Origin of the sequence: Gryllotalpicola kribbensis (assembly GCF_039538245.1) — a bacterium.
Lineage (GTDB): Bacteria > Actinomycetota > Actinomycetes > Actinomycetales > Microbacteriaceae > Gryllotalpicola > Gryllotalpicola kribbensis.
Genome location: NZ_BAABBX010000016.1, coordinates 484,586 through 510,244 on the forward strand (window position 1 = coordinate 484,586; position 25,659 = coordinate 510,244).

Here is a 25,659-nt window from a genome sequence, read left to right on the forward strand (position 1 = left end):
TCACCCCCGAGTTCGAGGCGCTGCACGTCGAGGTGCTCGACGCCGTCGGGCGGTTCCTGCGCGGTGAGGCTCAGCCACGTCGGCCCGCGCGGCTACCGGCCGCACGTGACGGTGCAGGCCGGCGGCGGGCTCGAGCCAGGGGCATCCGCCACGCTCACGCAGCTCGCCGTGGTCGACATGCGCCCGCACGGCGACGCCCGCCACCGCGCGGTCGTGGCCACGGTGCCGCTCACGCAGCTCAGCTGAGCTCGCGGGCCGTGGCCTCGGCCGCGCGCTTCAGGGCTCCGAGCTGACGCTGCCACGAGTCGGCGAGGGACTCGAGCCAGCGCGCCGTGCCGACCAACACCTCGGGCCGCGCCGCGAACACGTGCTCGCGGCCACGGCGGCTGCGGTCGACGAGCCCCGCGTCTTCGAGCACGGCCAGGTGCTTGACGAGGGCCTGCCGCGTCAGGGGCATCCGCTCGGCCAGTCGCGACGCGCTCGCCGGGCCTCGGGTCAGCTGCTGCATGATGGCACGCTTCGACGGCTCGACGAGCGCCGCCATGACGGCGATCTCCCGGCCCGGGGCTGCGCCGACCGCGGCCGTCACGCCGCCGCCCGCTGCAGCGCTGCGAGCTCGGCCGCCCAGCCCTCGGTGTTGTCGTCGTAGTTCGCCACGACCTTCTCGGGCGAGATCGTCAGGGCACTGAACCCGCTCTCGACCACCTGTACGACGACGTGATCGGATGCCTCACGCAGGGTGAACTCGACGAGGGTCGACCCCGTCGCGCCGCGCGCATCGCGGTCACCCGCGGCGTGCGGCGCCCAGCGGAACGCGGCGTACTCGCGCTCGCGCAACTCGACGACGATGAGTCGCCAGACGCCGGCGCGATGGCCGCGCACCTCGGCGGTCACGGTGCCGTCTGCGTCGGTCGTCGTGGTGATGTCGTGCTCTTCGAGCTCGCCGTCGTTGATCCACCACCCGGGCTCGCTCACGAGCCGCCAGACGACGTCGAGCGGCGCCGCGATCTCGATGCTCTGCCTGATGACGTCGGCAAGTTGCTGCTCCGTCATGTCCGCGACCTTCCCCTCGACCCCTAGTGCAACTTCACAGTTGCACTAGGCGGGCCCGGCCGCAAGTCCGAATGTCGGTGGCTGGGCCTAGCGTCTGAATCGGGAAGGCAGGAGGGCCTGTGATGGACTGGAAGATCGAGCTCATCTTCGTGCCGGTGTCAGACGTCGACCGCGCGAGGGATTTCTATGTCGACCAGGTGGGGTTCCACCTCGACTACGACCAGCGCGTCAGCGACGAGCTGCGGTTCGTGCAGCTGACGCCGCCCGGCTCCGCCTGCTCCATCGCTTTCGGCACGGGCCTCGGCATCGACATGCCGGTCGGCGGGCAGCGCGGCATTCAGGTAGTGATTCCCGATGCGGATGCCGCGCGCGAGCACCTCGTCGCGAACGGCGTCGACGCGAGCCCCGTCGAAGACCTGTCGTGGGGGCGCTTCGTCACCTTCTCAGATCCCGACGGCAACCGCTGGGCGCTGCAGCAGCTGCCTCAGCGCGGCTGACCGCGCCCGCCCGCACGCGCTCACTCGTCGAGAATGCCCCGCAGCATGCTGATCGCCGCGACGCGCTCGTCATGCGTGCGGTCGGCGGGCTGCACGAGCAGCGTGGTGACCCCTGCCGCTAGCAGCGCATCGACACGCTCGGCGATCTCGTCGCGCGTGCCGATCAGCGACACCGCGCGGGCGAGCTCCTCGGGAACCGCGAACGCCGCGTCGTCCTTCTCCCCCGCGAGGAAGAGCCGTTGGATCTCGGCGGCCTCGGTCTCATAGCCGTAGCGCACCGCGAGGTCGAAGTAGAAGTTCCGGCCGCGGGCGCCCATGCCGCCGACATAGAGCGCGATCTGCTTCCGCACCTCCATGAGGGCGTACTCGGTGAACTCCCCCGTGTACAGCGCGACCGGCACGAGCACGTCGAGCGGCCCGAGCTCGGGTGCGCGCTTGGCGCGGCCCGCGGCAAGCGCCTCGCCCCAGACCTCCCCCGCCCGCTCGGGGTGGAAGAAGAGGGGCGTCCAGCCGTCGGCGATCTCGGCGGCCTGTGCGACCGACTTGGGCGACAGGGCGGCGATGTGCACGGGCACGGCCGGGCGCACGGGGTGGTTGATGAGGCGCAGCGACTTCCCGGCGCCGACGGCGCCAGGCGCCGAGGCGGGCAGGGGCAGCTCGTAGTAGCGCCCCGCGTGCGCAAGCGGCTCGCGCCGCCACACCTGACGGCAGATCTCGATGATCTCGCGCGTGCGACCGAGCGGTGCGTCGAACGGCACGCCGTGGAATCCCTCGATCACCTGCGCGCCGCTCGACCCGAGGCCGAGCTCGAACCGGCCGCCCGACAGCGCGTCGAGCCCCGCGGCCGTCATGGCGAGCAGTGCGGGCGTGCGCGTGTAGATCGGGACGATGTCGGTCGCGAGAGTCGCCGTCTTCGTGATGGCGGCGAGGTAGCCGAGCTGGCTGATCGCATCGAACGAGTACGTCTCGCTCACGCTGAACAGCTCGGCCCCCGCTGCTTCGAAGTCCGGAACCTCGCCCGCCGTCTGCAGGAAGTCCTGTGCATAGCCGAGCACGACGCCCAGCCTGGCTCGCCCCATTGCGATCCCCTCTCGTTGCATGAACGCGCGGCTACGGCCGCGACGCGTATTCCTCGGCCTGCTCGATCTGCTCGGGCGTCGGCGTGACGCCCGTGTAGAGCTCGAACTGCGCCGCCGCCTGCAGCGCGATCACCTCGCCGCCGGTGACGACGTGCGCGCCCGCCGAGCGCCCTGCGCGGATGAGCGGCGTCTCGACCGGCAGTGCGACGACGTCGAACACGACGGATGCCGCAGCGACCTGCTCCTCCGAGAAGGCCAGCGCCTCGGCATCCGGCCCGCCTGCCATGCCGATCGGCGTGACGTTGACGATGATCGGGGCGCCGAGGCCGTCAGGCGACTCCGCCCACTCCCAGTCGAGCTCAGCCGCGAGCCCCTGCCCGGCGAGCGGGTTGCGCGCAGCGATCGTGCCCTCGAAGCCGGCGTCGCGGAAGGCGCTCGCGACGGCGCGCGCCATGCCGCCGCTTCCCCGCAGCAGCACCCGGTCGTCGCGCGAGAGCCCGTGCGCCGCGATGAGCTGCTCGATCGCAAGGTAGTCGGTGTTGTACGCGGTGAGCACGTTCCGGCCGTCGACGACGTCGTTCACGATCGTGTTGACGGACTGGATCGCCGCCGCCGACGGCGTCAGCTCGTCGACGAGCGGGATCACCGCCTCCTTCCACGGCATCGACACCGAGCACCCGCGGATGCCGAGCGCGCGGACACCGGCGATCGAGCCCTCGATGTCGTTCGTGGTCATCGCCTTGTAGACGAAGTCGAGCCCGAGCTGCTCGTACAGCCAGTTGTGGAACCGGGTGCCGTGGTTGCTGGGGCGCGCGGCGAGCGAGATGCACAGTCGCGTGTCGCGGTTCAGTTCGGGACGGGTCACTCTGCGGGCCTTTCGAATCCGGAGGTCACGAGCGCGGCCAGCGCGTCGACCGCGGCGCGGCCGCCGGGCTCCTCGGTGGCGATCTCGATGGTCGTTCCCTTCGTCAGCCCGAGCGAGAGGATCGCGAGCAGGCTGCGCGCGTCGCGCCCGTTCACGGTGACGCGGGCGGGGAAGGTCGCGGCGAGCTTGACGAATTCCGCGGCGGGGCGCGCATGCAGGCCGTCGTCGTTGACGAGCGTCATGGTGCGCGCGTAGTGCCCGGATTCCGGCGGGGCGGATGCCGGTCGCGGGCGCTTTCCGGCGCCCTCCGCCGCGGTGCGCACCGCGCCCAGATCGGCGCCGGTCTGCGCCGCCACGGCTGCGGCCACCGCACCCTCGACGATCGGCGCGTCGGCGACGGCCACGCGGGCGGCGTCGTCTTCGGGCAGCTGCTCGATGGCGGTCTCAGCGGTCATCACGGCCGAGCCGAGGTCGGCGAGCACCAGCACTCCCGCTCCGGCGTCCGCGGCGCGCAGCGCGACGAGCACGCTGTCGAAATCGGTGCCCAATCCGCCGCCCGCGGCCCCGCCGACGGGGAGCACCCGCACCTCACCGGCCACCTGCGCCGCCATGTCGGCGGCGCCGCGCGCCACGAAGGAGCTGTGAGAGACGAGGACGAGCCCCACGCGCGCGCCCGTCATCGGGCGGCCGCCACCCACTCCTCGAGCTTCGCCGCGGCGGCGCCGGAGTCGACCGTCTCAGCGGCGAGCTCGAGGTTCTCACGGAAGCGGTGGAGGATGGGCCGGTCACCCTGGGCCGGGTCGGCCGCCAGCTGGTACGCGGCGAGCCCCGCGGCGGCATTCAGCATCACGATGTCGCGCACGGCCCCGCGTTCGCCGTCGAGGAAGCGGCGGATGACCGCCGCATTGTGCTCAGGGTCGCCGCCCGTGATGTCGGCGATCGACGCGCGGGGCAGCCCGAGGTCGCGCGGCTCGATGTCGTGCTCGGTGACGAGGCCGTTGCTGATCTCCCAGATGTGGCTGTGGCCCGTCGTCGAGAGCTCGTCGAGCCCGTCGTCACCCCGGAAGACGAGCGCGGTCGCCCCGCGGGTCTGGAAGACGCCGGTGATGAGCGGCACCCTGTCGAGGTTCGAGACGCCGACGGCGGACGCCTCGGGCCGCGCCGGGTTGCACAGCGGGCCAAGGAAGTTGAACACGGTGGGAACGCCGAGGTCGCCGCGCGTCTTGGCCGCGTTGCCGAACCCGGGGTGGAACAGCGACGCCCACGCGAAGGTGATGCCCGCCCTTCGGAAGGTCTCGGCCACAGCCTCGGGCGAGCGCGACAGATCGATGCCCAGCGCGGCCAGCACATCGGACGCCCCGGAGGACGACGACACCGCCCTGTTGCCGTGCTTGATGATCGGGATGCCTGCGGCAGCGCACACGATGGATGCCATCGTCGAGATGTTCACGGTGCGGAAGCGATCGCCGCCGGTGCCCACGATGTCGAGGGCCATGGGGTCGAGCGGTAGCGGCTTCGCGTGCTCGAGGATCGCGTCGCGGAACCCCACGATCTCGTCGACGGTCTCGCCCTTGACGCGCAAAGCCACGAGGAATCCGGCGATCTGGGCATCCGTTGCAGCGCCCAACATGATCTGGTCCATCGACCAGGTCGCCTCTGTGATGCTCAGATCCTCCCCCTCGAGCAGCGAGCCGATGATCGCAGGCCACGTGAGGGATTCCGCCATGCCGAGAATCCTAACGGGCGCGAGCCCTCTCGGGATTCGGACATAATGGGGTTTGTGACGAGCACCTCCATTACTCCGCAGGCGGCTCCGGTCGTCTCTCGACCGAACGTCGTCGCCGTCGGCACGATCGTGTGGCTGGGCAGCGAGGTGATGTTCTTCGCGGGACTTTTCGCGATCTACTTCACCCTGCGTTCGACCTCGCCCGAGCTGTGGGCAGCCTCGACCCCTCACCTCAACATCCCGTGGGCGACGGGCAACACGATCATCCTTGTGCTGAGCTCGTTCACCTGCCAGGCGGGCGTCTTCGCCGCTGAGCGGCTGCAGGCCCGCAAGACCGGCGGCTTCTTCAACGTCGCCAAGTGGGGCATGGTCGAGTGGTTCACGCTGACCTACGCCATGGGCGCAGTCTTCGTCTGCGGCCAGATCGTCGAGTACGCGAACCTCGTGCACGAGGGCGTCTCGATCGGGTCGAGCGCCTATGGCAGCGCGTTCTACCTGACCACGGGCTTCCACGCCATGCACGTGACGGGCGGTCTCATCGCCTTCCTGCTGACCATCGGGCGTGCCTTCGCCGTCAAGAAGTTCGGCCACAAGGAGGCCACCACCGCGATCGTCGTGTCGTACTACTGGCACTTCGTCGACGTGGTGTGGATCGGCCTGTTCCTTGTCATCTACGTCCTCAAGTAAGCACCTCGGAGAGATCCCCCTCACATGGCAAAGCTGAACCAGCCGACGACGAGCGGACGCACCAAGTCCGCCCAGCGCAAGACCGGCCGCCGTCACCCCCTCGCCACCCTCGCGCTGATCGCCATCGGCCTCGGTCTCACCGGCGGTGTCTACGCCGTCGCGACCTCCACCTCCTCCGCCTCGGCTGAGACCGCCACCGCCTCGCAGCAGCAGGTCGACGACGGTCAGAAGCTCTTCGAGGCGAACTGCGCCACGTGCCACGGCATGAACGCCGTCGGCACCACCGTCGCCCCGAGCCTCATCGGCGTCGGCGCGGCCGCCGTCGACTTCCAGGTCGGCACGGGCCGCATGCCGATGGCCGCCAACGGCCCGCAGGCGCTCGAGAAGACGCCGCAGTTCACGCAGAAGCAGACCGACGAGCTCGCGGCCTACGTCGCGTCGCTCGCCCCCGGGCCCGCCGTCCCCGCCAAGAAGTACACCGACGGCACGGGCGACGCCGCCGCGGGCGCCGAGCTGTTCCGCATCAACTGCGCCATGTGCCACAACGTCGCAGGCGCCGGCGGCGCGCTCACCGAGGGCAAGTTCGCGCCCGCGCTGAAGGGCGTCAGCCCCGTGCACATCTACGAGGCGATGCTGACCGGCCCGCAGAACATGCCCGTCTTCAACGACAGGAACATCACTCCGTCGCAGAAGGCCGACATCATCACCTACCTGACGTACCTCGAGAAGAACCCCTCGCCCGGCGGCTTCGCGCTGGGTGACCTCGGCCCGGTCGCCGAGGGTCTGTTCCTCTGGATCTTCGGTCTCGGATCGGTCGTGGGCCTCGCCGTGTGGATCACGGCGAAGACCAACTGACGACTGAACGACGACACAACAGCAGCGCAAGAAGGAGAGCAATGGCACAGGACGATAGCGGGAGCGTCGAGCTCACCGAGACGTCGTCGACGGCCCTCGAGCACCCGGTCGAAGATGAGCGCCTCGGTGACCCCGGCACCGCGGTCATCCTCTCGGATGCTCCGGTCAACCCCGGTTTCCCGCCGCACCGGCCGCGTCTGACCGACACCGACCCGAAGCAGAACCGGCGTACCGAGCGCACGATCTTCACGCTCTTCTACCTGTCGATCGCCGGCAGCGTCTGGGCGATCGCGGCGTATCTCGCCTTCCCCATCGAGTCGGGCAACATGCACGACGTGCGCCTGTCCACGATGTTCATCGGCCTCGGCATGGTGCTCGCGCTGCTCGGCATCGGCATCGGCGCGGTGCACTGGGGCAAGCAGCTCATGGTCGACCACGAGGGCATCGACATCCGCCACCCCGTGCGCGGCACCGACGAGACCCGTGAGCGCTCCATCGAGATCTTCGAACAGGCGAACGAGGAGTCCGGCTTCGGCCGCCGCACGCTGATCCGCAACTCGCTCATCGGCGCGCTGGTCGCCTTCCCGCTTCCCGCCGTCGTGCTGTTCCGTGGCCTCGCGCCGCAGGACCAGGATCCGATCAAGGACCTCAAGTACACGATGTGGAAGAAGGGCGTCCGCCTCACGAAGGACCCGACGGGTCTTCCCATCAAGGCATCCGACGTCACCATCGGCTCGGTCTTCCACGTCATCCCCGACGGGCTGAACGACGCCGAGGACATGCTCGACGAGAAGGCCAAGGCGGCCGTGCTGCTCATGCGCCTCAAGCCGGAAGAGCTGCACGTCTCACCCGACCGCAAGGACTGGAACTACCACGGCATCGTGGCCTACTCCAAGATCTGCACCCACGTCGGCTGCCCCGTCGCCCTGTACGAGCAGCAGACCCACCACCTGCTGTGCCCGTGCCACCAGTCGCAGTTCGACATCACGCACGAGGCGCGCGTCATCTTCGGCCCGGCCGGTCGGCCGCTGCCGCAGCTGCCCATCACGGTGGACGACGAGGGCTACCTCGTCGCGCAGAGCGACTTCCACGAACCCGTCGGCCCGAGCTTCTGGGAGCGCAACTCATGAGTACCGAAACCCCTCGCGCTGAGTCCGCTGACGGCAGCATCCCGCGCATCAAGCGCGACGGCTTCTTCGGCGCCACCGCCAACTACCTCGACGAGCGCACGAGCATCTCGGCCGTCGTCAAGGAGTTCGGCCGCAAGATCTTCCCCGACCACTGGTCGTTCCTGCTCGGTGAGGTCGCGCTCTACAGCTTCGTCGTCATCCTGATCACGGGCGTCTTCCTGACGTTCTTCTTCCAGGCGTCGATGGCCGAGGTCGTCTACAACGGGCCGTGGGTGCCGCTCAAGGGCATCACGATGTCGAGCGCGCTCGACTCGACGCTGCACATCAGCTTCGAGGTGCGCGGCGGTCTGCTGATGCGCCAGATCCACCATTGGGCGGCGCTGCTGTTCGTGGCATCCATCGGCCTGCACATGCTGCGCATCTTCTTCACCGGTGCGTTCCGCAAGCCGCGCGAACTCAACTGGGTGATCGGCTTCACGCTGTTCGTCCTCGCCATGGCCGAGGGCTTCACCGGCTACTCGCTGCCCGACGACCTGCTGTCCGGCAACGGTCTGCGCATCATCTCGGGCATGATCGAGGGCATCCCGCTCGTCGGCACCTGGATCAACTTCCTGCTCTTCGGCGGCATGTACCCGGGCACCGCGATCGTCGGCCGCCTCTACACCCTGCACATCCTGCTGCTTCCCGCGCTGGTCGTCGCGTTCATCGCGATCCACCTCGTGTTCGTGGTCGTGCACAAGCACACCCAGTTCGCGGGCCCGGGCCGCACGCAGAACAACGTGGTCGGCTACCCGATCCTCCCCGTCTACGCGGCGAAGGCCGGCGGCTTCTTCTTCATCGTGTTCGGCGTGATCGTCCTGATCGCCTCGCTCTTCACGATCAACCCGGTCTGGGAGTACGGCCCCTACGACCCGTCGCCGATCTCGGCCGGTACTCAGCCCGACTGGTACATCGGCTTCGCCGACGGCATGCTGCGCCTCATCCCGCCGCACCTCGAGACGTACTGGCTGCACCGCACGTGGTCGTGGTTCATCATCATTCCGGTGTTCATCCTGGTGGCGTTCATCGTGCTCGTCGCGATCTATCCCTTCATCGAGGCGTGGGTCACGGGCGACAAGCGCGAGCACCACATCCTCGACCGTCCGCGCAACGCAGCCACGCGCACGGCCATCGGAGCGGCCGGCGTGACGTTCTACGCGGCCATGTGGGCAGCGGCGTCCGGTGACCTCATCGCGACGCACTTCAAGCTGTCGATCGAGGGCGTGACGCACGCGATCCAGATCTCGCTCATCCTGGGCCCGATCCTGGCGTACTTCATCACGAAGCGCGTCTGCCTCGCTCTGCAGAAGAAGGACCGCTCGCTCGCGCTGCACGGCTACGAGTCCGGCCGCATCGTGCGCCTGCCCGGTGGCGAGTTCATCGAGGTGCACCAGCCGGTCGACGAGTACCAGCGCTGGCACCTGGTCAGCCAGGAGGGCTACGCGCCCCTGGTCGTGCGCCCCGACTCGCGCGGCCGCATCTCGCAGGCCACGCGCTTCCGCGCCGCGATGTCGCGCTGGTTCTTCCAGGACCGCCTGACGCCGCTCAGCCAGGCCGAGATCGAGGCTGCCGCGCACCACGGGCACGGCGCCGAGACCCCCGAGCTCGAGGGCGCCTCGCACTAGGCGTCCGCGACGCACCCGCCGTTCGGGCACCGCATGTCTGTGCAGACTCTTGCTGCATGGCTGCGGTGCCCGAACTGCGTTAAAGCCCTCGAGCCGATCGAGGATGCCGCAGGCGAGGTGCTCGGCTGCGCGTCCGGCCACCGCTTCGACGTCAATCGGCGCGGCTACGTGACCCTGCTGCCGCCGCGCAGCCGGGTCGTCGGCGACAGCGCCGCGATGCTCGACGAGCGCGAGGCCCTCCTGGCGTCCGGCGCATATGCGCCGATCCGCGACGCTCTGATCGCCGCCGTGCGCCCGTCTCGGCCCCGCACGGTGCTCGACTCGGGCACGGGCACCGGGTGGTACTTGCACGGGCTTCTGGACGCGATCTCCGCCGCGTCCGGGCAGCAGGCGCGCGGGCTCGCCAGCGACCTCTCCCCCGCCGCGGTTGCCCGGGCGGTGCGCGGCCGGCCCGACGTCGACGGGCTCGTCGCCGACGTGCACGCTCCCCTTCCCGTGCGCGATGCAGTGGCGGATGCCGTGACGGTGGTCTTCGCTCCCAGGAATCCGGCCGAATTCGCCCGTGTCCTGCGCTCAGGCGGTGTTCTCGCGATCGTCGTGCCGCGAGCCGACCACCTTGCCGAGCTGCGCGCGATCGGCGGCATGCTCGACGTGCCGGACGGCAAGGCCGGCTCGGTCGAGGCATCCCTCGCCGAGTGGTTTCTTCCCACCGCTGCCCAGCACGTGCGTTACGAGCTGCCGCTCAACCCCGAGCGCGCCCGCCAGCTGCAGGGCATGGGCCCGTCGGCGCACCACGTGGTGCGCTCCCCCGAGTCGGCTGCGCAGCTGGCGGCATCCGACCTTCCGGCATCCGTCACCGTCTCCGTCGACGTCCTCGCCTTCACCCGCCGCTGACGGCTCCCCGCGGCCCGGGCGCAGTGTCCGGCGAGATAGGTGCCGCGCGCAGAACCCTCGATCGCGCGCACGCGTGCGCTGTTTCAGTACGCGGAACCGTGTGTTCTACGCGCGGCGCGCGCAAGAGCGGGCGGAAACCTGCGGCCCGGAACGCCCGCACCACCCACACGCCCCGCACGCCCACGCACGAAAGCGCCCCTTCGCCAAAGCGAAGGGGCGCTCGTGTGAAGCGGTCTAGCGGGCGAAGTTGCCGCGGTAGTACTCGAAGACCCAGCCGGCCAGTGCGACGAGCAACAGAGGGACGCCGATGAACGCCACCCAGAAGCCAACCGCGAGGCCCAGCGCCATGACGGCGACGGCGCCGCCGAGGAAGAAGGGCCACCAGCTCCACGGGCTGAAGTGACCGATCTCGGGGTCGGCGTCGTCGATGTTGGCGTCGAGCCGATCCTCGGGAAGCAGCTGGCCGTAGCCCTTGGCCGTGCGCCCCAGGAAGAAGGCGAGGAACACGCCGAGGATCGCCGACAGGGTCAGCGCGACCGTACCCACCCACTCGATGTGGCCGCCGTAGTAGATCCACGACCAGACCGAGTAGGTCGCCGCCATCAGCGCGAAGAAGACGGCGAGGATCCAGAAGATAATCGAGTTAGAGCGCACTGGGGTTGCTCACCTTCTCGCCGACAGTGGCGTTGCCTGCAGGGTCGATGATTCCCGAAACCTCGGGGTGGTTGAGGTCGAACGCCGGCGACTCCGAGCGGATACGCGGGATCGACGTGAAGTTGTGTCGCGGGGGCGGGCAGCTGGTCGCCCACTCGAGCGAGCGGCCATAGCCCCACGGGTCGTTCACGGTGACCTTCGGCGCGTTGCGGGCCGTGATGTACACGTTCAGCAGGAACGGGATCATCGAGACCGCGATCGTCATGGCGCCGATCGTCGACAGCTGGTTCATCCAGGTGAAGCCATCGGATGCCGCGTAAGTGTAGTAACGACGCGGCATGCCCACGACACCCAGCCAATGCTGGATGAGGAAGGTCGTGTGGAAGCCGATGAACAACAGCCAGAAGTGCCAGACGGCCAGCTTCTCGTTGAGCATCTTGCCGGTCCACTTGGGCCACCAGAAGTAGAAGCCGGCGAACATCGCGAAGACGACGGTGCCGAAGACCACGTAGTGGAAGTGCGCGACGACGAAGTAGGTGTCTGAGACGTGGAAGTCGAGAGGCGGGGAGGCGAGGATGACACCGGTCAGGCCGCCGAAGGTGAAGGTGATCAGGAAGCCGAGCGCGAAGAGCATCGGCGACTCGAAGGTGAGAGATCCGCGCCACATGGTGCCGATCCAGTTGAAGATCTTCACACCGGTCGGCACCGCGATGAGCATCGTCATCAGCGAGAAGAACGGCAGCAGCACCGCACCCGTGACGTACATGTGGTGCGCCCACACCGAGACCGACAGGGCCGCGATCGAGATCGTCGCGTAGATCAGGGTCTTGTAGCCGAAGATCGGTTTTCGACTGAAGACCGGGAAGATCTCGGAGACGATGCCGAAGAACGGCAGCGCGATGATGTACACCTCGGGGTGGCCGAAGAACCAGAACAGGTGCTGCCAGAGCAGGGCTCCGCCGTTGGCCGCATCGAAGATATGCGCTCCGAACACGCGGTCGGCGCCAGCACCGAAGATCGCAGCCGCGAGCACCGGGAACGCGAGCAGCACGAGGATCGAGGTGACCAGCGTGTTCCACGTGAAGATCGGCAGGCGGAACATCGTCATGCCGGGGGCACGCAGCGTGATGATCGTCGTGATGAAGTTCACGGCGCCGAGGATGGTTCCGAAGCCCGAGATGCCGAGGCCGAAGAACCACAGATTCCCGCCGTCGCCTGGTGAGAAGCTCTCATTTGCGAGCGGCTGGTAGGCGAACCACCCGAAGCTGGCCGCGCCCTGCGGGGTGAGGAATCCGAGGACGGCGATCGCTGAACCGAAGTTATAGAGCCAGTACGCGAACGCGTTCAGACGCGGGAACGCCACGTCGGGGGCGCCGATCTGCAACGGCATGAGCGCGTTGGCGAAGCCGGCGAACAGCGGCGTCGCGAACATCAGCAGCATGATCGTGCCGTGCATCGTGAACAGCTGGTTGTACTGCTCGCGCGTGGGCACAACGTCGAGGCCGGGCTCGAACAGCTGCGCGCGGATGATGAGTGCCATCACGCCGCCGATGCAGAAGTAGACGAACGACGTGATCAGGTACATGTACGCGATCGTCTTGTGATCGGTCGACGTGATCCAGTTGACGAGGATATTGCCCTTACGGTCTGCCTTGTTCTTCGTGTAGGGCAGCGCGGCGGTTGTTGCAGTCATGATCCTTGTTCGCCTCAGTCCGTGCCGTTGCTGGTGAAGCCGGAGTCGGTCCCGTTGCCGGGGAGGTTCTGGTTGCGGTTCTGCTCGTCACCGAGCGAGCCGGTGAAGCCCTTGGCCTTCAGCTCGTCGATGTGGGCCTGGTAGTCGGCCTGCGAGACGACCTTCACGCGGAAGAGCATCGCCGAGTGGTACTCGCCGCAGAGCTCGGCGCAGTCGCCCTTGTACGTGCCGATCCTGGTCGGCGTGACATACATGTGGTTGACGTGGCCGGGGATGACGTCCTTCTTGTAGAGGAACGCCGGAACCCAGAACGAGTGGATGACGTCGCGCGACTTGAGCGTGATGTCGACCTTCTCGTTCACGGGCAGGTACAGGGTGGGCAGCTCGTCTTCGACGACGTTGCCGTGGGTCGGGCCCTGAGCGGCGTTGGAGGCCGGCTGGGCTTGGATGCCCGGGTCGTAGACGTTGTCGCTCGTGTAGTCCCAGTCCCACGCCCACTGCTTGCCGTAGACGGTGACCTTGAGGTCGGGGTGCGCGTAGGGCTTCTCGATCGCGTCCTGGTCCTTCGCGGTGAAGGCGAAGAAGCCGATGATCAGGATGAACGGCACGATCGTGTAGAAGATCTCGATCGGCATGTTGTAGCGCAGCTGCACCGGCAGACCGGTCTGGCCCTTGCGGCGGCGGTAGACGATCGTGGCCCAGATGATGAGGCCCCAGACGATGATGCCGACGACCAGAAGGACGATCCAGCTCGTGACCCAGAGGCCGGCGACCCGGCTCGTCATCGTGGTGACGTCCTTCTCGCCCTCCACGAAGCCGGGGAGGTAGCCGTGCAGCTGATCCTGCGAACAGCCGGCGAGTACCAAAGCGAGCGACGCTGCGATCGGGATCGCGGCCCATCGGAGACGACGAGTGTGACGCACCGGTGACCTTTCGTGTGGAACGTTGGGGGACCTTCGCTTAGCCTAGCGCGCTCCCGAAGCGCCGCTGATGTGATAAGGATGCCCCGGCGAGCCGTTAAACGAACTCAGGCCGCCTGGAAAGGCGGCCTGAGCACGGGTTTTGAGTTGCGCGCAGCAACCGAAGAACGACTAGTGGAACGAGTCGCCGCAGGCGCAGGAACCCTGCGCGTTGGGGTTGTCGATCGTGAAGCCCTGCTTCTGGATCGTGTCCTCGAAGTCGATGGTCGCGCCGTCGAGGTAGGGCTGGCTCATCTTGTCGACGATGACCTCGACGCCGTCGCCGAACTCGACCACGCCGTCGCCGTCGAGCATGCGCTCGTCGAAGTACAGCTGGTAGATGAGGCCAGAGCAGCCGCCCGGCTGAACGGCGAGGCGCAGGCGCAGGTCCTCACGCCCCTCCTGCACGAGCAGGCTCTTCACCTTGTCGGCTGCGGCGTCGCTCAGAAGGACTCCGTGTGCCTTCTCGTCGACCTGGGGTGCCACTGCGGTGTCGGTCATACCGAACTCCTTCCGGGTACGTCTGCGCTCAGTGTAAGCAGGGATCCGCCAAGATCGCCGGTTCAGCCCGCGTTGAGTCGCCCGAGCAGCAGCGCCTCACTCAGGATGGCGCGCTTGAAGACGCCGAGGTGCAGCGACTCGTTCGGGCTGTGCGCGCGCGTGTCGGGGTCCTCGACGCCCGTCACGAGGATCTGCGCCTCGGGGAAGACCCGCACGAGGTCGGCGATGAACGGGATGGAGCCGCCGATGCCCGCCTCGACGGGTGCCGTGCCCCAGGCATCCGCCATCGCCTGCTTGGCCGCGGCGACGGCCCAGCCGCGCGTGTCGACGAGGAACGGATCGCCGCCTTCGAAGTCGTGGAACTCGAGTCGCGCGCCGAACGGCGCGTTGGCCCTGAGGTGCGCGACGAGGGCGTCGCGGGCGTCATCGGAGGTCTGCCCCGGCGCGACCCGCATGCTGAGGCGAACCGTCACCTGCGGCGACAGCGTGTTGGACGCGTTGGCGATGGACGGCGCGTCGATTCCCGTCACCGTGATCGAGGGCTGGAACCAGAGGCGGCTGAGCACGCTGCCCGTGCCGATCGGGCTGACCCCGTCGATGAGGGCCGCGGATGCCCTGAGCTCGGCCTCGTCGAAGTCGGGGGTTCCGGCGTCGTGGCTCGCGAGCCCCGGCACCGCGACCGAGCCGTTCTCGTCCCACAGGGTCGACAGCAGCTTGATGGTCGCGAGCATGGCGTCGGGCGCCGCGCCGCCCCACATGCCCGAATGCGAGGCGTGCCCGAGCGTCGACACCGTGAGGTTGAATGCGCAGGCGCCGCGCAGCGCGACGGTGAGGTTGGGGGTCTCGGTGTCCCAGTTGTCGCTGTCGGCGACGATGATGACGTCGGCGGCGAGGGCGTCGCGGTTGTCTTCGAGGAAGTTCACGAAGGAGTGGGAGCCGTGCTCCTCCTCCCCCTCGATGAACACCGCAAGGCCGAGTTCGAGTTCGCTGCCCGCCCCCGCGACGGCCTCGGCCAGCGCGCGGATCGCCGCGACGTGCGAGACGACGCCCGCCTTGTCGTCGGCGGCGCCGCGGCCGTAGAGCCGATCGCCGACGACCGTCGGCTCGAAGGGCTTGGTCTGCCAGCCGGCCTCGTCACCGGGCGGCTGCACGTCGTGGTGCGCATAGAGCAGCACGGTCGGCTTCCCGCCCCGCGCGGCACGCGTCGCGAGCACAGCGGGGTGGCCGAGCTCGCCCTCGGGGAATCCAGCCTTCTGCGCGCGCTTGACCTCGACGCTGTCGAAGACGCCGGTGCCGCGCAGCAGCTCGGCCACCGCGTCGGCGCTCTGCGCGACGAAGGCGGGGTCGAAGGCCGGCCACGAGACCGACGGGATCCGCACGAGATCGCCCAGGTCGGCGACGGCGGCGGGAAGACCCCCCGCGACGGCCTCGGCGATGGACTGATCCGGAGAGGTGGCTGAAGGGTCGGCATCCGTCATGCGGCTAAGCTTAATCAGATAGGAAAAGCCGAGGATCGCCGTGTTCAACCGCTCGAAAACTGAAGCTCCGACCGCCGGAAGCGCCGCCGACGAGGCCGCGCGCGCCCAGGCCGAAGTGATCGCCAGCGGCAAGGGCCGCGCCACCCCCAGCCGGAAGGAGCGCGAGGCCGCGAACCGGCGTCCGCTCGTCCCCGCCGACCGCAAGGTCGCCCGCACCGCCGACCGCGAGCGCCTGCGCATCGAGCGCGAGCGCCAGCAGGCCGGGCTCGCCGCCGGCGACGAGCGCTATCTTCCCGCCCGAGACAAGGGCCCCCAGAAGAAGTTCGCGCGCGACTTCGTCGACGCCCGCTGGAGCGTCGGCGAGTTCCTCGTTCCGATCGTCGTGGTGCTGCTGCTCGTGACCTTCCTGCCCTTCCCCTCAGACATCAAAAACACGATCTCGTCGTATGTGCTGATCGTCGTCTGGGGCTTCTTCCTGCTCACGGTGATCGACTGCCTCGTCATGGGCGCCATGCTCGCCCGCCGTCTGCGCGACAAGTTCGGAAGCGCCGAGCGCGGCGTGCGCTGGTACGCCTCGATGCGCGCCATCCAGCTGCGCCCGCTGCGCATGCCGAAGCCGCAGGTCAAGCGCGGCCAGTCCCCCGCGTGATCGGCGCCGCGTGACGATCGTCGCCGCCGCAGACGGGTCTGCCCTCGGCAACCCCGGGCCCGCAGGCTGGGCGTGGTACGTCGACGACTCCTGCTGGGCTGCGGGCGGCTGGCCGCACGGCACCAACAACATGGGCGAGCTCATGGCCGTCGTCGATCTGCTCGAGCAGACCGAGGCCGCCGGGCTCGCCGGCGAGCCGCTCAAGGTGCTCTGCGACAGCCAGTACGTGATCAACACGGTCACGAAATGGATTCCCGGCTGGAAGCGCAAGGGCTGGCGCAAGGCCGATGGGAAGCCCGTGCAGAACCTCGAGCTCGTGCAACGGCTCGATGAGCTCGTCGCGGGGCGCAACGTCGTGTTCGAGTGGGTCAAGGGCCACGCGGGGCACGAGCTGAATGAGGCGGCCGACCTGCGCGCCCGTGCGGTCGCGACCGCCTATCAGCGCAAGAGCGCGGCGATTCCGACCGGGCCCGGCTGGGCGGGGGCCGCGATGCCCGGCGCGGATGCCTCGGCCAAGGCATCCCCCGCCCGGGCTGTCGCACCGGCAGACCCCGAGCCCGCGCTCTTCGACGCCGCCCCGCTGCGCGACGAGCCGGCCACCGACGAAGAGACCGTGGTGCGCCTCGAGACGTCGCTGCTGACGGCCGAGGTCCGTGCGGACGCGTCGCGCCTCGCCGAGTTGCTGCACCCCAACTTCGAAGAGATCGGCGCCTCGGGCCGGCTGTGGGACCGCGACACGACGATCCAGGCGCTCACCTCCTCCCCCGCCGCCGACGCCGAGCTGTCCGCCGTGCTCGGGGTCTCGCGCGTGGCATCCGATGCGCTGCTCGTCGTCTTCGAGACCTCGGGCTCGCGCGGCCTCGCCCGCCGCTCGTCGCTGTGGGTGCGCACCGCCTCGGGCTGGAAGCTGCGCTTCCACCAGGGGACGCCGGCGGTCTGAGTTCGCAGAGCCCTTACGCCGAGCGCTCGTACTCGGCGCGGGCGTCGAGCACGCCGCCCATGTGCGTCGTCGCCCAGTCCTCGAGGGCCTTCAGCGGGCCCTGCAGGCTGCGCCCGGCATCCGTCAGCTCGTATTCGACCTTGGGCGGAATCTCGGGGTAGACCGTGCGCGTGACCAGACCGTCGCGCTCGAGCGCGCGCAGGGTCTGGGTGAGCATCTTCTGCGAGATGCCGTCGATGCGCCGCTCGATCGCCGAGTAGCGCGCGGGGCCGGCGGCGAGCGTGCCGATCACGAGCACGGTCCAGGTGTCGCCGATGAGGTCGAGCAGGCGGCGCGTGGGGCAGTCGCTGCTGTAGGGGTCGAACTCGGTCATCTGCGCGCCTCCGGTGGTTGCGGTGTCAACGAGGTGGGTTACGCACCAAATAGTAGGTACTTCCCCATTGGGCGGCAACAACCTAGCGTTGCTGTGCGCCCCGTCGATCAGCCGGCGGGCGCAGAGAGGAACCACCTATGTCGATCATCGTCACCGGCGCCACCGGGCAGCTCGGCGGCCGCGTCGTCGCCGGACTGCTGCGTGCGCAGCTCGAGCCGGGTCAGATCGTCGCCCTCGGGCGTGACTCCAGCAAGCTCGCCGCCCTCGCAGACTCCACGGGGGTCCACACGCGCCAGGTCGACAACGACGACCGCGAGGCCGTGCACGCGGCGCTGCGCGGTGCGAAGCAGGTTCTGCTGATCTCAGGCGCCGTCCCCGGAGCCCGCGTCGAGCAGCACCGCAACGTCATCGACGCCGCGGCGGCAGCGGGGGCTCAGCGCATCGTCTACACCAGCGTTCTCGGGGTGGAGCACAGCTCACTCCCGATCGCCCCCGACCACCAGGCCACCGAGCGCCTCATCGCCGAGTCCGGGGTTCCCGCGATTCTGCTGCGCAACGGCTGGTACCACGAGAACCAGCTGCCCGAGGCGCAGCTCGCCGCTGCGACCGGTGTGCTGCTCTCTGCGGCCGGCACCGGCCGGGTCGCGACCGCCGCGCGCGAGGACTACGCGCAGGCCGCCGTCGCCGCGCTGCTCGGCGAGGTCGAGCCCGGCGCCTACGAGCTGAGCGGGGACCACGCATGGGACTACCGCGAGTTCGCCGCGGCGATCGCCCATGTCACGGGGCGCGAGATCGAGGTGCGCGAGGTCGACAGGGCCGAGCTCCGCGCTGGCCTGGTCGCGGGTGGCTTCCCTGAGCCGTACGCCGACTTCCTCGCCGGCATCCACGAGCAGATCGCCGCAGGCGCACTTGCGGATGCCCCGGGCACGCTCGCGCGCATCATCGGCCGGCCGACCACGCCCTTCGTCGACGCGCTGAGCGGAGTCTCGGTCCCGGCGTGACCGCACGCCGTTGATGCTGCGGCCTCGGCCGGCTATTTCTTGAGGAGCCGGTCGAGGCCGCGGTTGATCGACCGCACCCAGAGCGGGCCGGCGTAGATGAACTCGCTGTAGCCCTGCACGAGCGTCGCGCCGGCCGCGAGCCGCTCGGCGACATCCGCCGCGGTGCGCACGCCGCCGACGGAGATCACGCACAGGGACGCGGGAACGTGCTGGCGGATGAGCTTCAGCACCTCGAGCGAGCGCGCGGCGAGCGGCGCGCCCGAGAGGCCACCCGCGCCGATGGCCGCGACGGCGGAGGCATCCGTCTTCAGCCCAAGCCCCTCGCGCGCGATCGTCGTGTTCGTCGCGATGATGCCGTCGAGCCCGAGCTCGACCGCCATGCCTGCGATGCGGACGATCTCGTCATCGGTGAGGTCCGGTGCGATCTTGACGAGCACGGGGGTGCCGGCGGAATGCCGCCGGACGGTCTCGAGCAGCGGCGCGAGCTTGTCGATCTCCTGCAGCCCGCGCAGGCCCGGCGTGTTCGGCGACGAGACGTTCACCGCGAGATAGTCGGCGACCGGGGCGAGAACGGATGCCGACTCGCGATAGTCCTGCACCGCGTCCTCGACGGCGACGACACGGCTCTTGCCGATGTTCACCCCGAGCACCGGGCGGGGACGAAGCCTCTCGAGGTGGCGCAGCCGCTGCGCGGCCACCGCCGCGCCCTGGTTGTTGAAGCCCATGCGGTTGATCAGCGCGCGATCGGCGATCAGGCGGAAGAGGCGGGGCTTCGGATTCCCGGGCTGCGCGATCGCGGTCAGGGTGCCGACCTCGACGTGGCCGAAGCCGAGGCCACCGAGGCCCATCACGATCTTGCCGTCCTTGTCGAACCCCGCAGCGAGCCCGAACGGCGTCTCGAAAGTGCGGCCGAGCGCATGCACCGTGAGGTCGGTGCGCGGGCGGGTGAAGTCGTGCACCAGCCGCGAGAGGCCGAGAGCCTGGATCACCTGGATGAAGACGTACGCGAGGTGGTGGGCCCGTTCCGGGTCCATGCGTTTGAAGACGAGGTTGAAGATGATCCGGTACATGCCGTGATCAGAATACTGGTCCCCCGGCGCGACGGGACGGCGGGGCCGCACGGCGCGCGGCCCGGGGCCCGGGCGCCTCTATTCGGAGCGCAGGGCCGCGTGGTCGCGGCGCAGCTGCTCGATCGCCGACTCGAAGTCGTCGAGCGAGTCGAACGCCTGATAGACGCTCGCGAAGCGCAGGAACGCGACCTCGTCGAGCTCGCGCAACTCGGGAAGCACCGCGATGCCGATGTCGTTGGCGTCGATCTGCGAGGCACCGGTTGCACGGATGGTCTCTTCGACCTTCTGCGCCAGCACGGCGAGGTCGCTGTCGGTGACGGGTCGGCCCTGGCATGCCTTGCGCACCCCCGAGATGACCTTCTCGCGGCTGAACGGCTCGACGACCCCCGAGCGCTTGATCACGTTGAGGCTCGCCGTCTCGATCGTCGAGAAGCGGCGGCCGCATTCCGGGCACTGCCGCCGACGCCGGATCGACAGCCCATCGTCGCTCGTGCGGGAGTCGATCACGCGGGAGTCGGGGTGGCGGCAGAACGGGCAGAACATGCAGAAACCCTAACCGTCGAACCGCACAGCGACCGCCTCGCCGTGCGCCGGCAGCGCCTCGGCCCCGGCGAGATCGATGATGCGGTCGCGAACGGATGCCAGTGCCGAGCGGTCGTACTCGATGACCTGCTGGGGGCGAAGGAACGAATACGCCCCGAGCGCGGAGGAGAAGCGCGCCGCGCCGCCCGTCGGCAGCACGTGGTTCGACCCGGCCATGTAGTCGCCGAGGCTCACGGGCGAGTAGTTCCCGAGGAAGATCGCACCGGCGTCGGTGATCCTCGCGAGGGTCGCGCGCGGGTCGGCCGTGTGCAGCTCGAGGTGCTCAGGGGCGTAGGCGTTGCTGACGGCGGCGGCCGCCACCTCGTCGTCGACGAGCATGATCGCCGACTGCGGGCCCGCGAGGGCGGTCGCGGCTCGTTCCGAGTTGGCGGTAGAGGCCACCAGCTTCTCGAGGGCCTCTGTCGTGGCATCCGCCAGCGCCGACGAGTCGGTGACGAGAACGCTCGCCGCCGCCTCGTCGTGTTCGGCCTGGCTCAGCAGGTCGGCGGCGACCAGCTTGGGGCTCGCCGTGCCGTCGGCGATGATCAGGATCTCCGTGGTGCCGGCTTCCGCGTCGATGCCGACCGTGCCGCGCACGAGCCGCTTGGCCGCGGCGACGTAGATGTTGCCGGGGCCGGTGATGAGCTGCACGGGGGCGAGACCCGCGTCGGGAACGCCATGGGCGAGGGCACCGATCGCACCGGCGCCGCCCATGGCCCACACCTCGTCGACGCCGAGAAGTCCCGCCGCGGCGAGGATGGTCGGGTGCGGCAGACCGCCGAACTCCTTCTGCGCGGGGCTCGCGAGCGCGAGCGACGGCACGCCGGCGACCTGGGCGGGGACGACGTTCATGACGACGCTCGACGGGTAGACGGCCTTGCCGCCCGGCACGTAGAGGCCCGCGCGCGTGACCGGCTGCCAGCGCTGCACAACGACGCCGCCGTCTGCCAGCGTCGTGGTCTGGGGTGCGGGCACCTGCGCGGCACTGGCGGCGCGGACTCGGACGATCGTCTCCTCCAGTGCGGCCCGCACCTTGGGGTCGAGTGCGTCGACCGCCGCGCGGATCGCCTCGGCCGGCACCCGCAGCGACGCGGGCCGCACGCCGTCGAAGCGCTCGGACTGGTCGTGCAGCGCCTCGGACCCATGCTCGCGCACCGCCGCGATCAGCTCGCCGGCGGCCCGCGACGCCACCTCGATGTCGACGACGGGGCGGGGTGCGAGAGTGCGCAGATCGGCCGTGATCAGGTCGATTCCGCGCAGGTCGATGGTGCGCATCATGATGCGCTCAGCCTACCGGGATCACACGAGGCAGGCCGGGCCCAGCAGGCCCTTCAGCTCGCCGAACAGGTCGGGCGAGACCGACACCTTGTACGGCAGCTCGAAGACGCGCGCCACGCCCCCGCGGGTGAGCCTCAGACGCACCTCGTTCTCCCCGGCGTGCCGGATCAGCACGTCGCCGAGCTCGGTGACCACGTCGACGGTCGCGCGCTGCTCGGGCATCGAGATGAGCAGCGGCCCCGCGACACCGCCCGTCTGCTCGAACTGCAGTGTCGTGAGGCTGTAGGCATGCAGGTTCATGCCGTCGTCGCGCATCGAGACCCGGCCGCGCACGGTCACGATCGAGTCGGCGATCAGCGCCGGCGCGAACTCCTGGTAGGCCTTGCCCATGAACATGACCTGGATCTCGCCGCCGAAGTCCTCGACGGTGATGATTCCGTACTGATTGCCGGACTGCTTCGCGACGCGGTGCTGCACGCCGGTCACCAGCCCGGCGATCGTCACCTGATCGCCGTCTTGCGTGGCGTCGGACGTCGTGAGGTCGGTGATCGAGGTCGACGCCTGCTTCGCGAGGTCGAGCTCGAGCCCGGCGAGCGGGTGGTCGGAGACATAGAGCCCGAGCATCTCGCGCTCGAAGGCGAGCTTGTCGCGCTTGCTCCACTCCGGCCGCTCGGGAACGATCGAGATCGGCCCGGTGCCGCCGTCGGCCGCGGCATCCGCCATCAGCATGTCGAAGTCGAAGCCGGCCTGGCCTGTGGCCTCGACCCGCTTCTCGTTGACGACGGACTCGACGGCGCCCTCGTGGATCTCGAGCAGGGCGCGCCGGGATGCCCCGAACGAGTCGAACGCGCCGGCCTTGATCAGCGACTCGACCGTGCGCTTGTTCGCGACGTGCAGCGGCACCTTCTTGAGGAAGTCGTGGAACGACTCGAAGCGGCCCTTCTCGGTGCGTGCGGCGACGATGCCGTCGACGACGTTCATGCCGACGTTGCGCACGGCGCCCAGGCCGAAGCGGATGTCGGCGCCGACGGCCGCGAAGAAGCCGATCGACTCGTTGACATCGGGCGGCAGGACCTTGATGCCCATGCGGCGGCACTCGTTGAGGTAGAGCGCCATCTTGTCTTTCGAGTCGCCGACGCTGGTCAGCAGCGCGGCCATGTACTCGGCGGGGTAATGGGCCTTGAGGTACGCGGTCCAGTAGGAGACGACGCCGTATGCCGCCGAGTGCGCCTTGTTGAAGGCGTAGTCGGAGAACGGCAGCAGGATCTCCCACAGCTTGTCCATCGCGGCCTTCGAATAGCCGCGCTCCTTCATGCCGGCGTAGAAGCCGGCCTGCTGCTTGTCGAGCTCGGACTTCTTCTTCTTGCCCATCGCGCGGCGCAGGATGTCGGCCTGGCCGAGCGAGAAGCCCGCCACCTTCTGCGCGATGGCCATGACCTGCTCCTGATAGATGATCAGGCCGTAGCTCGTGTCGAGGATGTCCTTCAGCGGTTCCTCGAGCTCGGGGTGGATCGGCGTGACCTCTTGCAGCCCGTTCTTGCGCAGCGCGTAGTTGATGTGCGAGTTCGCACCCATGGGGCCCGGCCGGTACAGGGCGATGAGTGCCGAGATGTCTTCGAAGTTGTCGGGCTTCATCTGGCGCAGCAGGGCGCGCATGGGGCCGCCATCGAGCTGGAACACGCCCAGGGTGTCGCCCCGGGTCAGCAGGTCGTAGGCGTCTCGGTCGTCGAGGGCAAGGCCCTCGAGGTCGAGCTCGGTGCCGGTGTTCGCCTTGATGTTGTCGAGCGCGTCGCTGATGATCGTCAGGTTTCTGAGGCCCAGGAAGTCCATCTTGATCAGGCCGAGCGACTCGGCGGCCGGGTAGTCGAACTGGGTGACGATCTGCCCGTCCTGCTCGCGCTTCATGATCGGGATGATGTCGATGATCGGGTCGCTCGACATGATCACGCCCGCGGCGTGCACACCCCACTGGCGCTTCAGCCCCTCGAGGCCGAGCGCGGTGTCGAAGACGGTCTTCGCCTCTGGATCGTTCTCGACGACCGCGCGGATCTCGCTCGCCTCTTTGTAGCGCGGGCTGTCTTTGTCGAAGATCTGGTAGAGCGGGATGTCTTTGCCCATCACGGCCGGCGGCATCGCCTTCGTGAGCTTCTCGCCCATCGAGAACGGGAAGCCGAGCACGCGACCGGCATCCTTCAGGGCCTGCTTCGCCTTGATCGTGCCGTACGTCACGATCTGCGCCACACGCTCGGCGCCGTACTTCTCGGTCACGTACTTCACGGCCTCGAGGCGGCGGCGGTCGTCGAAGTCGACGTCGAAGTCGGGCATCGAGACGCGGTCGGGGTTGAGGAAGCGCTCGAAGATGAGGCCGTGCTCGAGCGGGTCGAGGTCGGTGATGCGCAACGCGTACGCCGCCATCGAGCCCGCACCGGAACCACGGCCCGGCCCGACGCGGATGCCGTTCCGCTTGGACCAGTTGATGAAGTCGGCGACCACCAGGAAGTAGCCGGGGAACCCCATCTGCGTGATGATGCCGATCTCGTAGTCGGCCTGCTTGCGCACCTTCTCGGGAACGCCGCCCGGGTAGCGGCGCTCGAGACCCGCGTTGACCTCTTTGACGAACCAGCTGTCTTCGGTCTCACCCTCTGGCACGGGGAACTTCGGCATGTACTTGCCGGTCGACAGCTCGAACTCGACGTTGCACCGCTCGGCGATCGCGAGCGTGTTGTCGCACGCCTCGGGGTGGTCGCGGAACAGCTGCCGCATCTGCTCTGGGGTCTTGAGATAGAACTCGTCTGCGTCGAACTTGAAGCGGTTCGGGTCGTTGAGCGTCGAGCCCGACTGCACGCACAGCAGCGCCGCGTGGCTGGTGTGGTCTTCCGCGTGCGTGTAGTGCAGGTCGTTCGTGGCGACCAGCGGCAGACCGAGGTCCTTCGCGAGCTTGATCAGGTCGCCCATGATGCGGCGCTCGATGCCGAGGCCGTGGTCCATGATCTCGGCATAGAAGTTGTCTTTGCCGAAGATGTCGCGGAACTCGGCCGCCGCCTCGACGGCCTCTTTGTACTGGCCGAGACGCAGGCGGGTCTGCACCTCGCCCGACGGGCACCCCGTCGTCGCGATGATGCCCTTGGCATAGGTGTTGAGCAGCTCGCGGTCCATGCGAGGTTTGAAGTAGTAGCCCTCGATCGACGCCAGCGACGAGAGCCGGAAGAGGTTGTGCATGCCCTCTGTGGTCTCGGCGAACATCGTCATGTGCGTGTAGGCGCCGGAACCCGACACGTCGTCGCCGCCCCCGTCGCCCCAGCGCACGCGCGTCTTGTCGGTGCGGTGGGTGCCCGGCGTCAGGTACGCCTCGACCCCGATGATCGGCTTGATGCCCTTGCTGGTGGCCGTCTTCCAGAAGTCGAAGGCGCCGAACATGTTGCCATGGTCGGTGACCGCCACGGCGGGCATCTGCTGCTCGACCGCGGCGTCGAGCAGCTCACCGACGCGGGCGGCGCCGTCGAGCATGGAGTACTCGCTGTGCACGTGCAGATGGACGAACGAGTCGGATGCCATGTCTTCGATTCTGCAATACGCCACCGACATCGACCGGCCGTCACACGCGTGGTCGAGCGACACGCTTCAAGCGCAGCTTGAGGGTTGCGTGCTACCCGCCCGGGACCAACCCGTAGGCTTCGGTCGTGGCCTCTGCGCTCGAACTCACCGCCCGCGGACACTGGGTGAACGCGTGGTTCATGTACCTGCTGGGAAGGCCCGTCCTTGTCATCGACGGCGAGGAGCACCGCGCCGAGTGGCGGCGGCCGTCGCGTGTCCCGGTCGCCGCGGGAAAGCACAGCATCGCGGTCGGCGTGCGCTACCTCGCGCTGCCGTGGCTGCTCGGGCTGCGCGAGCGCAGCTACGTCGTGCCCGAGGATGCCACCCTGCGGCTCTCGGCCAAGAACGGCCCGCTCAACAACGAGCCGTTCTACGTCGAGATCAGCGGAGTGGAGGCATCCGAACCCGCACCGAGACGTTCCGAAACGGCGGAATAG

27 protein-coding genes are annotated in these 25,659 nt (G+C 68.9%); 11 read left to right on the forward strand and 16 right to left on the reverse strand.

The genetic code is table 11. The features are described 5' to 3' along the window. Positions 1-63 precede the first annotated feature (63 nt). The gene (locus ABD716_RS14615) at positions 64-246 is read left to right on the forward strand and encodes a hypothetical protein (protein WP_344778124.1); all 183 of its coding nucleotides are present in this window, start codon (positions 64-66) and stop codon (positions 244-246) included. Here the strand turns inward: ABD716_RS14615 and ABD716_RS14620 are convergent. Beyond that, positions 239-589 (reverse strand): ArsR/SmtB family transcription factor, encoded by a 351-nt coding sequence (locus ABD716_RS14620; RefSeq protein WP_344778126.1) that lies wholly within the window; start codon positions 587-589, stop codon positions 239-241. The genes ABD716_RS14615 and ABD716_RS14620 overlap by 8 nt on opposite strands. Next, positions 586-1,053, reverse strand: a complete 468-nt coding sequence (locus tag ABD716_RS14625; protein WP_344778128.1) for an SRPBCC family protein — start codon at positions 1,051-1,053, stop codon at positions 586-588. The genes ABD716_RS14620 and ABD716_RS14625 overlap by 4 nt, the downstream gene beginning before the upstream one ends. Before the next feature lie 122 nt (positions 1,054-1,175). Here ABD716_RS14625 and ABD716_RS14630 point away from each other — a divergent pair, with 122 nt between their 5' ends. After that, positions 1,176-1,550, forward strand: a complete 375-nt coding sequence (locus ABD716_RS14630) for a VOC family protein (RefSeq protein WP_344778130.1) — start codon at positions 1,176-1,178, stop codon at positions 1,548-1,550. Between the two features lie 20 nt (positions 1,551-1,570). Here the strand turns inward: ABD716_RS14630 and ABD716_RS14635 are convergent, their stop codons facing one another. Genes ABD716_RS14635 through trpD form a run of 4 tightly spaced genes read right to left on the reverse strand, consistent with a single transcriptional unit; the run spans position 1,571 to position 5,220 of the window. Continuing rightward, positions 1,571-2,629: an LLM class F420-dependent oxidoreductase gene (locus tag ABD716_RS14635; protein WP_344778132.1), complete on the reverse strand. Its 1,059-nt coding sequence runs from the start codon at positions 2,627-2,629 to the stop codon at positions 1,571-1,573. Between the two features lie 31 nt (positions 2,630-2,660). Further along, positions 2,661-3,494 (reverse strand): shikimate 5-dehydrogenase, encoded by an 834-nt coding sequence (locus tag ABD716_RS14640; RefSeq protein ID WP_344778134.1) that lies wholly within the window; start codon positions 3,492-3,494, stop codon positions 2,661-2,663. Next, a complete protein-coding gene (dhaM, locus tag ABD716_RS14645; RefSeq protein WP_344778136.1) occupies positions 3,491-4,174 on the reverse strand; it encodes a dihydroxyacetone kinase phosphoryl donor subunit DhaM in 684 nt (227 codons plus the stop codon). The genes ABD716_RS14640 and dhaM overlap by 4 nt, the downstream gene beginning before the upstream one ends. Beyond that, positions 4,171-5,220: an anthranilate phosphoribosyltransferase gene (trpD, locus tag ABD716_RS14650; RefSeq protein WP_344778138.1), complete on the reverse strand. Its 1,050-nt coding sequence runs from the start codon at positions 5,218-5,220 to the stop codon at positions 4,171-4,173. The genes dhaM and trpD overlap by 4 nt, the downstream gene beginning before the upstream one ends. A gap of 45 nt (positions 5,221-5,265) precedes the next feature. Here trpD and ctaE point away from each other — a divergent pair, with 45 nt between their 5' ends. Genes ctaE through ABD716_RS14675 form a run of 5 tightly spaced genes read left to right on the forward strand, consistent with a single transcriptional unit; the run spans position 5,266 to position 10,450 of the window. Further along, positions 5,266-5,907 carry an aa3-type cytochrome oxidase subunit III gene (gene ctaE, locus ABD716_RS14655; RefSeq protein ID WP_344778140.1) on the forward strand — a complete coding sequence of 214 codons (642 nt, stop codon included), beginning with the start codon at positions 5,266-5,268 and terminating at the stop codon, positions 5,905-5,907. A gap of 24 nt (positions 5,908-5,931) precedes the next feature. Further along, on the forward strand, positions 5,932-6,762 hold the full coding sequence (gene qcrC / locus ABD716_RS14660) for a cytochrome bc1 complex diheme cytochrome c subunit (protein WP_344778142.1): 831 nt from the start codon (positions 5,932-5,934) through the stop codon (positions 6,760-6,762). Positions 6,763-6,803: 41 nt separating this feature from the next. After that, complete coding sequence (gene qcrA, locus ABD716_RS14665; RefSeq protein ID WP_344778144.1) at positions 6,804-7,892, forward strand: cytochrome bc1 complex Rieske iron-sulfur subunit; 1,089 nt, start codon at positions 6,804-6,806, stop codon at positions 7,890-7,892. Further along, positions 7,889-9,556 (forward strand): cytochrome bc1 complex cytochrome b subunit, encoded by a 1,668-nt coding sequence (qcrB, locus tag ABD716_RS14670; protein WP_344778146.1) that lies wholly within the window; start codon positions 7,889-7,891, stop codon positions 9,554-9,556. The genes qcrA and qcrB overlap by 4 nt, the downstream gene beginning before the upstream one ends. 33 nt (positions 9,557-9,589) lie before the next feature. Next, positions 9,590-10,450: a putative RNA methyltransferase gene (locus ABD716_RS14675; protein ID WP_344778148.1), complete on the forward strand. Its 861-nt coding sequence runs from the start codon at positions 9,590-9,592 to the stop codon at positions 10,448-10,450. Positions 10,451-10,684: 234 nt separating this feature from the next. On the opposite strand, the gene ABD716_RS14680 is transcribed toward ABD716_RS14675, so the two are convergent. From ABD716_RS14680 to ABD716_RS14700, 5 genes are all read right to left on the reverse strand, one after another. Further along, on the reverse strand, positions 10,685-11,104 hold the full coding sequence (locus ABD716_RS14680; protein WP_344778150.1) for a cytochrome c oxidase subunit 4: 420 nt from the start codon (positions 11,102-11,104) through the stop codon (positions 10,685-10,687). After that, positions 11,094-12,797, reverse strand: a complete 1,704-nt coding sequence (gene ctaD / locus ABD716_RS14685) for an aa3-type cytochrome oxidase subunit I (RefSeq protein WP_344778152.1) — start codon at positions 12,795-12,797, stop codon at positions 11,094-11,096. The genes ABD716_RS14680 and ctaD overlap by 11 nt, the downstream gene beginning before the upstream one ends. A 14-nt stretch (positions 12,798-12,811) precedes the next feature. Continuing rightward, entirely contained in the window at positions 12,812-13,720 is a 909-nt protein-coding gene (gene ctaC / locus ABD716_RS14690; protein ID WP_344778154.1) for an aa3-type cytochrome oxidase subunit II, read from the reverse strand. Between the two features lie 168 nt (positions 13,721-13,888). Then, positions 13,889-14,257: a HesB/IscA family protein gene (locus tag ABD716_RS14695; protein ID WP_344778156.1), complete on the reverse strand. Its 369-nt coding sequence runs from the start codon at positions 14,255-14,257 to the stop codon at positions 13,889-13,891. Between the two features lie 62 nt (positions 14,258-14,319). Beyond that, positions 14,320-15,735, reverse strand: coding sequence for a dipeptidase (locus tag ABD716_RS14700; RefSeq protein WP_344778158.1), 1,416 nt, complete (start codon positions 15,733-15,735; stop codon positions 14,320-14,322). Positions 15,736-15,775: 40 nt separating this feature from the next. Here ABD716_RS14700 and ABD716_RS14705 point away from each other — a divergent pair, with 40 nt between their 5' ends. Together ABD716_RS14705 and ABD716_RS14710 are read left to right on the forward strand one after the other, a co-directional pair. Next, entirely contained in the window at positions 15,776-16,384 is a 609-nt protein-coding gene (locus ABD716_RS14705; RefSeq protein WP_344778160.1) for a DUF3043 domain-containing protein, read from the forward strand. A 10-nt stretch (positions 16,385-16,394) separates the two neighbouring features. Then, positions 16,395-17,324 (forward strand): RNase H family protein, encoded by a 930-nt coding sequence (locus ABD716_RS14710; RefSeq protein WP_344778162.1) that lies wholly within the window; start codon positions 16,395-16,397, stop codon positions 17,322-17,324. Between the two features lie 13 nt (positions 17,325-17,337). Here ABD716_RS14710 and ABD716_RS14715 read toward each other — a convergent pair whose 3' ends face one another. Then, a complete protein-coding gene (locus ABD716_RS14715; protein WP_344778164.1) occupies positions 17,338-17,697 on the reverse strand; it encodes a winged helix-turn-helix transcriptional regulator in 360 nt (119 codons plus the stop codon). Between the two features lie 137 nt (positions 17,698-17,834). Here ABD716_RS14715 and ABD716_RS14720 point away from each other — a divergent pair, with 137 nt between their 5' ends. After that, the gene (locus tag ABD716_RS14720; protein WP_344778166.1) at positions 17,835-18,698 is read left to right on the forward strand and encodes an NAD(P)H-binding protein; all 864 of its coding nucleotides are present in this window, start codon (positions 17,835-17,837) and stop codon (positions 18,696-18,698) included. Between the two features lie 32 nt (positions 18,699-18,730). Here the strand turns inward: ABD716_RS14720 and ABD716_RS14725 are convergent, their stop codons facing one another. From ABD716_RS14725 to dnaE, 4 genes are all read right to left on the reverse strand, one after another. Beyond that, positions 18,731-19,768, reverse strand: coding sequence for a quinone-dependent dihydroorotate dehydrogenase (locus tag ABD716_RS14725; RefSeq protein WP_344778168.1), 1,038 nt, complete (start codon positions 19,766-19,768; stop codon positions 18,731-18,733). Between the two features lie 78 nt (positions 19,769-19,846). Further along, positions 19,847-20,311, reverse strand: coding sequence for a transcriptional regulator NrdR (gene nrdR, locus ABD716_RS14730; RefSeq protein ID WP_344778170.1), 465 nt, complete (start codon positions 20,309-20,311; stop codon positions 19,847-19,849). Between the two features lie 9 nt (positions 20,312-20,320). Further along, positions 20,321-21,628 (reverse strand): histidinol dehydrogenase, encoded by a 1,308-nt coding sequence (gene hisD / locus ABD716_RS14735; RefSeq protein WP_344778172.1) that lies wholly within the window; start codon positions 21,626-21,628, stop codon positions 20,321-20,323. 21 nt (positions 21,629-21,649) lie between these two features. Continuing rightward, positions 21,650-25,183 (reverse strand): DNA polymerase III subunit alpha, encoded by a 3,534-nt coding sequence (gene dnaE / locus ABD716_RS14740; protein ID WP_344778174.1) that lies wholly within the window; start codon positions 25,181-25,183, stop codon positions 21,650-21,652. Between the two features lie 125 nt (positions 25,184-25,308). Here dnaE and ABD716_RS14745 point away from each other — a divergent pair, with 125 nt between their 5' ends. Further along, entirely contained in the window at positions 25,309-25,659 is a 351-nt protein-coding gene (locus tag ABD716_RS14745; protein WP_344778176.1) for a hypothetical protein, read from the forward strand.

Coding starts and splice junctions, on each gene's coding strand:
- ABD716_RS14720 (WP_344778166.1), top strand. CDS start 17,835: ATGTCGATCATCGTCACCGGCGCCACCGGGCAGCTCGGCGGCCGCGTC.
- ctaD (WP_344778152.1), bottom strand. CDS start 12,797: ATGACTGCAACAACCGCCGCGCTGCCCTACACGAAGAACAAGGCAGAC.
- ABD716_RS14725 (WP_344778168.1), bottom strand. CDS start 19,768: ATGTACCGGATCATCTTCAACCTCGTCTTCAAACGCATGGACCCGGAA.
- ABD716_RS14625 (WP_344778128.1), bottom strand. CDS start 1,053: ATGACGGAGCAGCAACTTGCCGACGTCATCAGGCAGAGCATCGAGATC.
- ABD716_RS14675 (WP_344778148.1), top strand. CDS start 9,590: ATGTCTGTGCAGACTCTTGCTGCATGGCTGCGGTGCCCGAACTGCGTT.
- hisD (WP_344778172.1), bottom strand. CDS start 21,628: ATGATGCGCACCATCGACCTGCGCGGAATCGACCTGATCACGGCCGAT.
- ABD716_RS14700 (WP_344778158.1), bottom strand. CDS start 15,735: ATGACGGATGCCGACCCTTCAGCCACCTCTCCGGATCAGTCCATCGCC.
- ABD716_RS14635 (WP_344778132.1), bottom strand. CDS start 2,629: ATGGGGCGAGCCAGGCTGGGCGTCGTGCTCGGCTATGCACAGGACTTC.
- ABD716_RS14715 (WP_344778164.1), bottom strand. CDS start 17,697: ATGACCGAGTTCGACCCCTACAGCAGCGACTGCCCCACGCGCCGCCTG.
- nrdR (WP_344778170.1), bottom strand. CDS start 20,311: ATGTTCTGCCCGTTCTGCCGCCACCCCGACTCCCGCGTGATCGACTCC.
- ABD716_RS14695 (WP_344778156.1), bottom strand. CDS start 14,257: ATGACCGACACCGCAGTGGCACCCCAGGTCGACGAGAAGGCACACGGA.
- qcrC (WP_344778142.1), top strand. CDS start 5,932: ATGGCAAAGCTGAACCAGCCGACGACGAGCGGACGCACCAAGTCCGCC.
- dhaM (WP_344778136.1), bottom strand. CDS start 4,174: ATGACGGGCGCGCGCGTGGGGCTCGTCCTCGTCTCTCACAGCTCCTTC.
- trpD (WP_344778138.1), bottom strand. CDS start 5,220: ATGGCGGAATCCCTCACGTGGCCTGCGATCATCGGCTCGCTGCTCGAG.
- ABD716_RS14630 (WP_344778130.1), top strand. CDS start 1,176: ATGGACTGGAAGATCGAGCTCATCTTCGTGCCGGTGTCAGACGTCGAC.
- qcrB (WP_344778146.1), top strand. CDS start 7,889: ATGAGTACCGAAACCCCTCGCGCTGAGTCCGCTGACGGCAGCATCCCG.
- qcrA (WP_344778144.1), top strand. CDS start 6,804: ATGGCACAGGACGATAGCGGGAGCGTCGAGCTCACCGAGACGTCGTCG.
- ctaE (WP_344778140.1), top strand. CDS start 5,266: ATGGGGTTTGTGACGAGCACCTCCATTACTCCGCAGGCGGCTCCGGTC.
- dnaE (WP_344778174.1), bottom strand. CDS start 25,183: ATGGCATCCGACTCGTTCGTCCATCTGCACGTGCACAGCGAGTACTCC.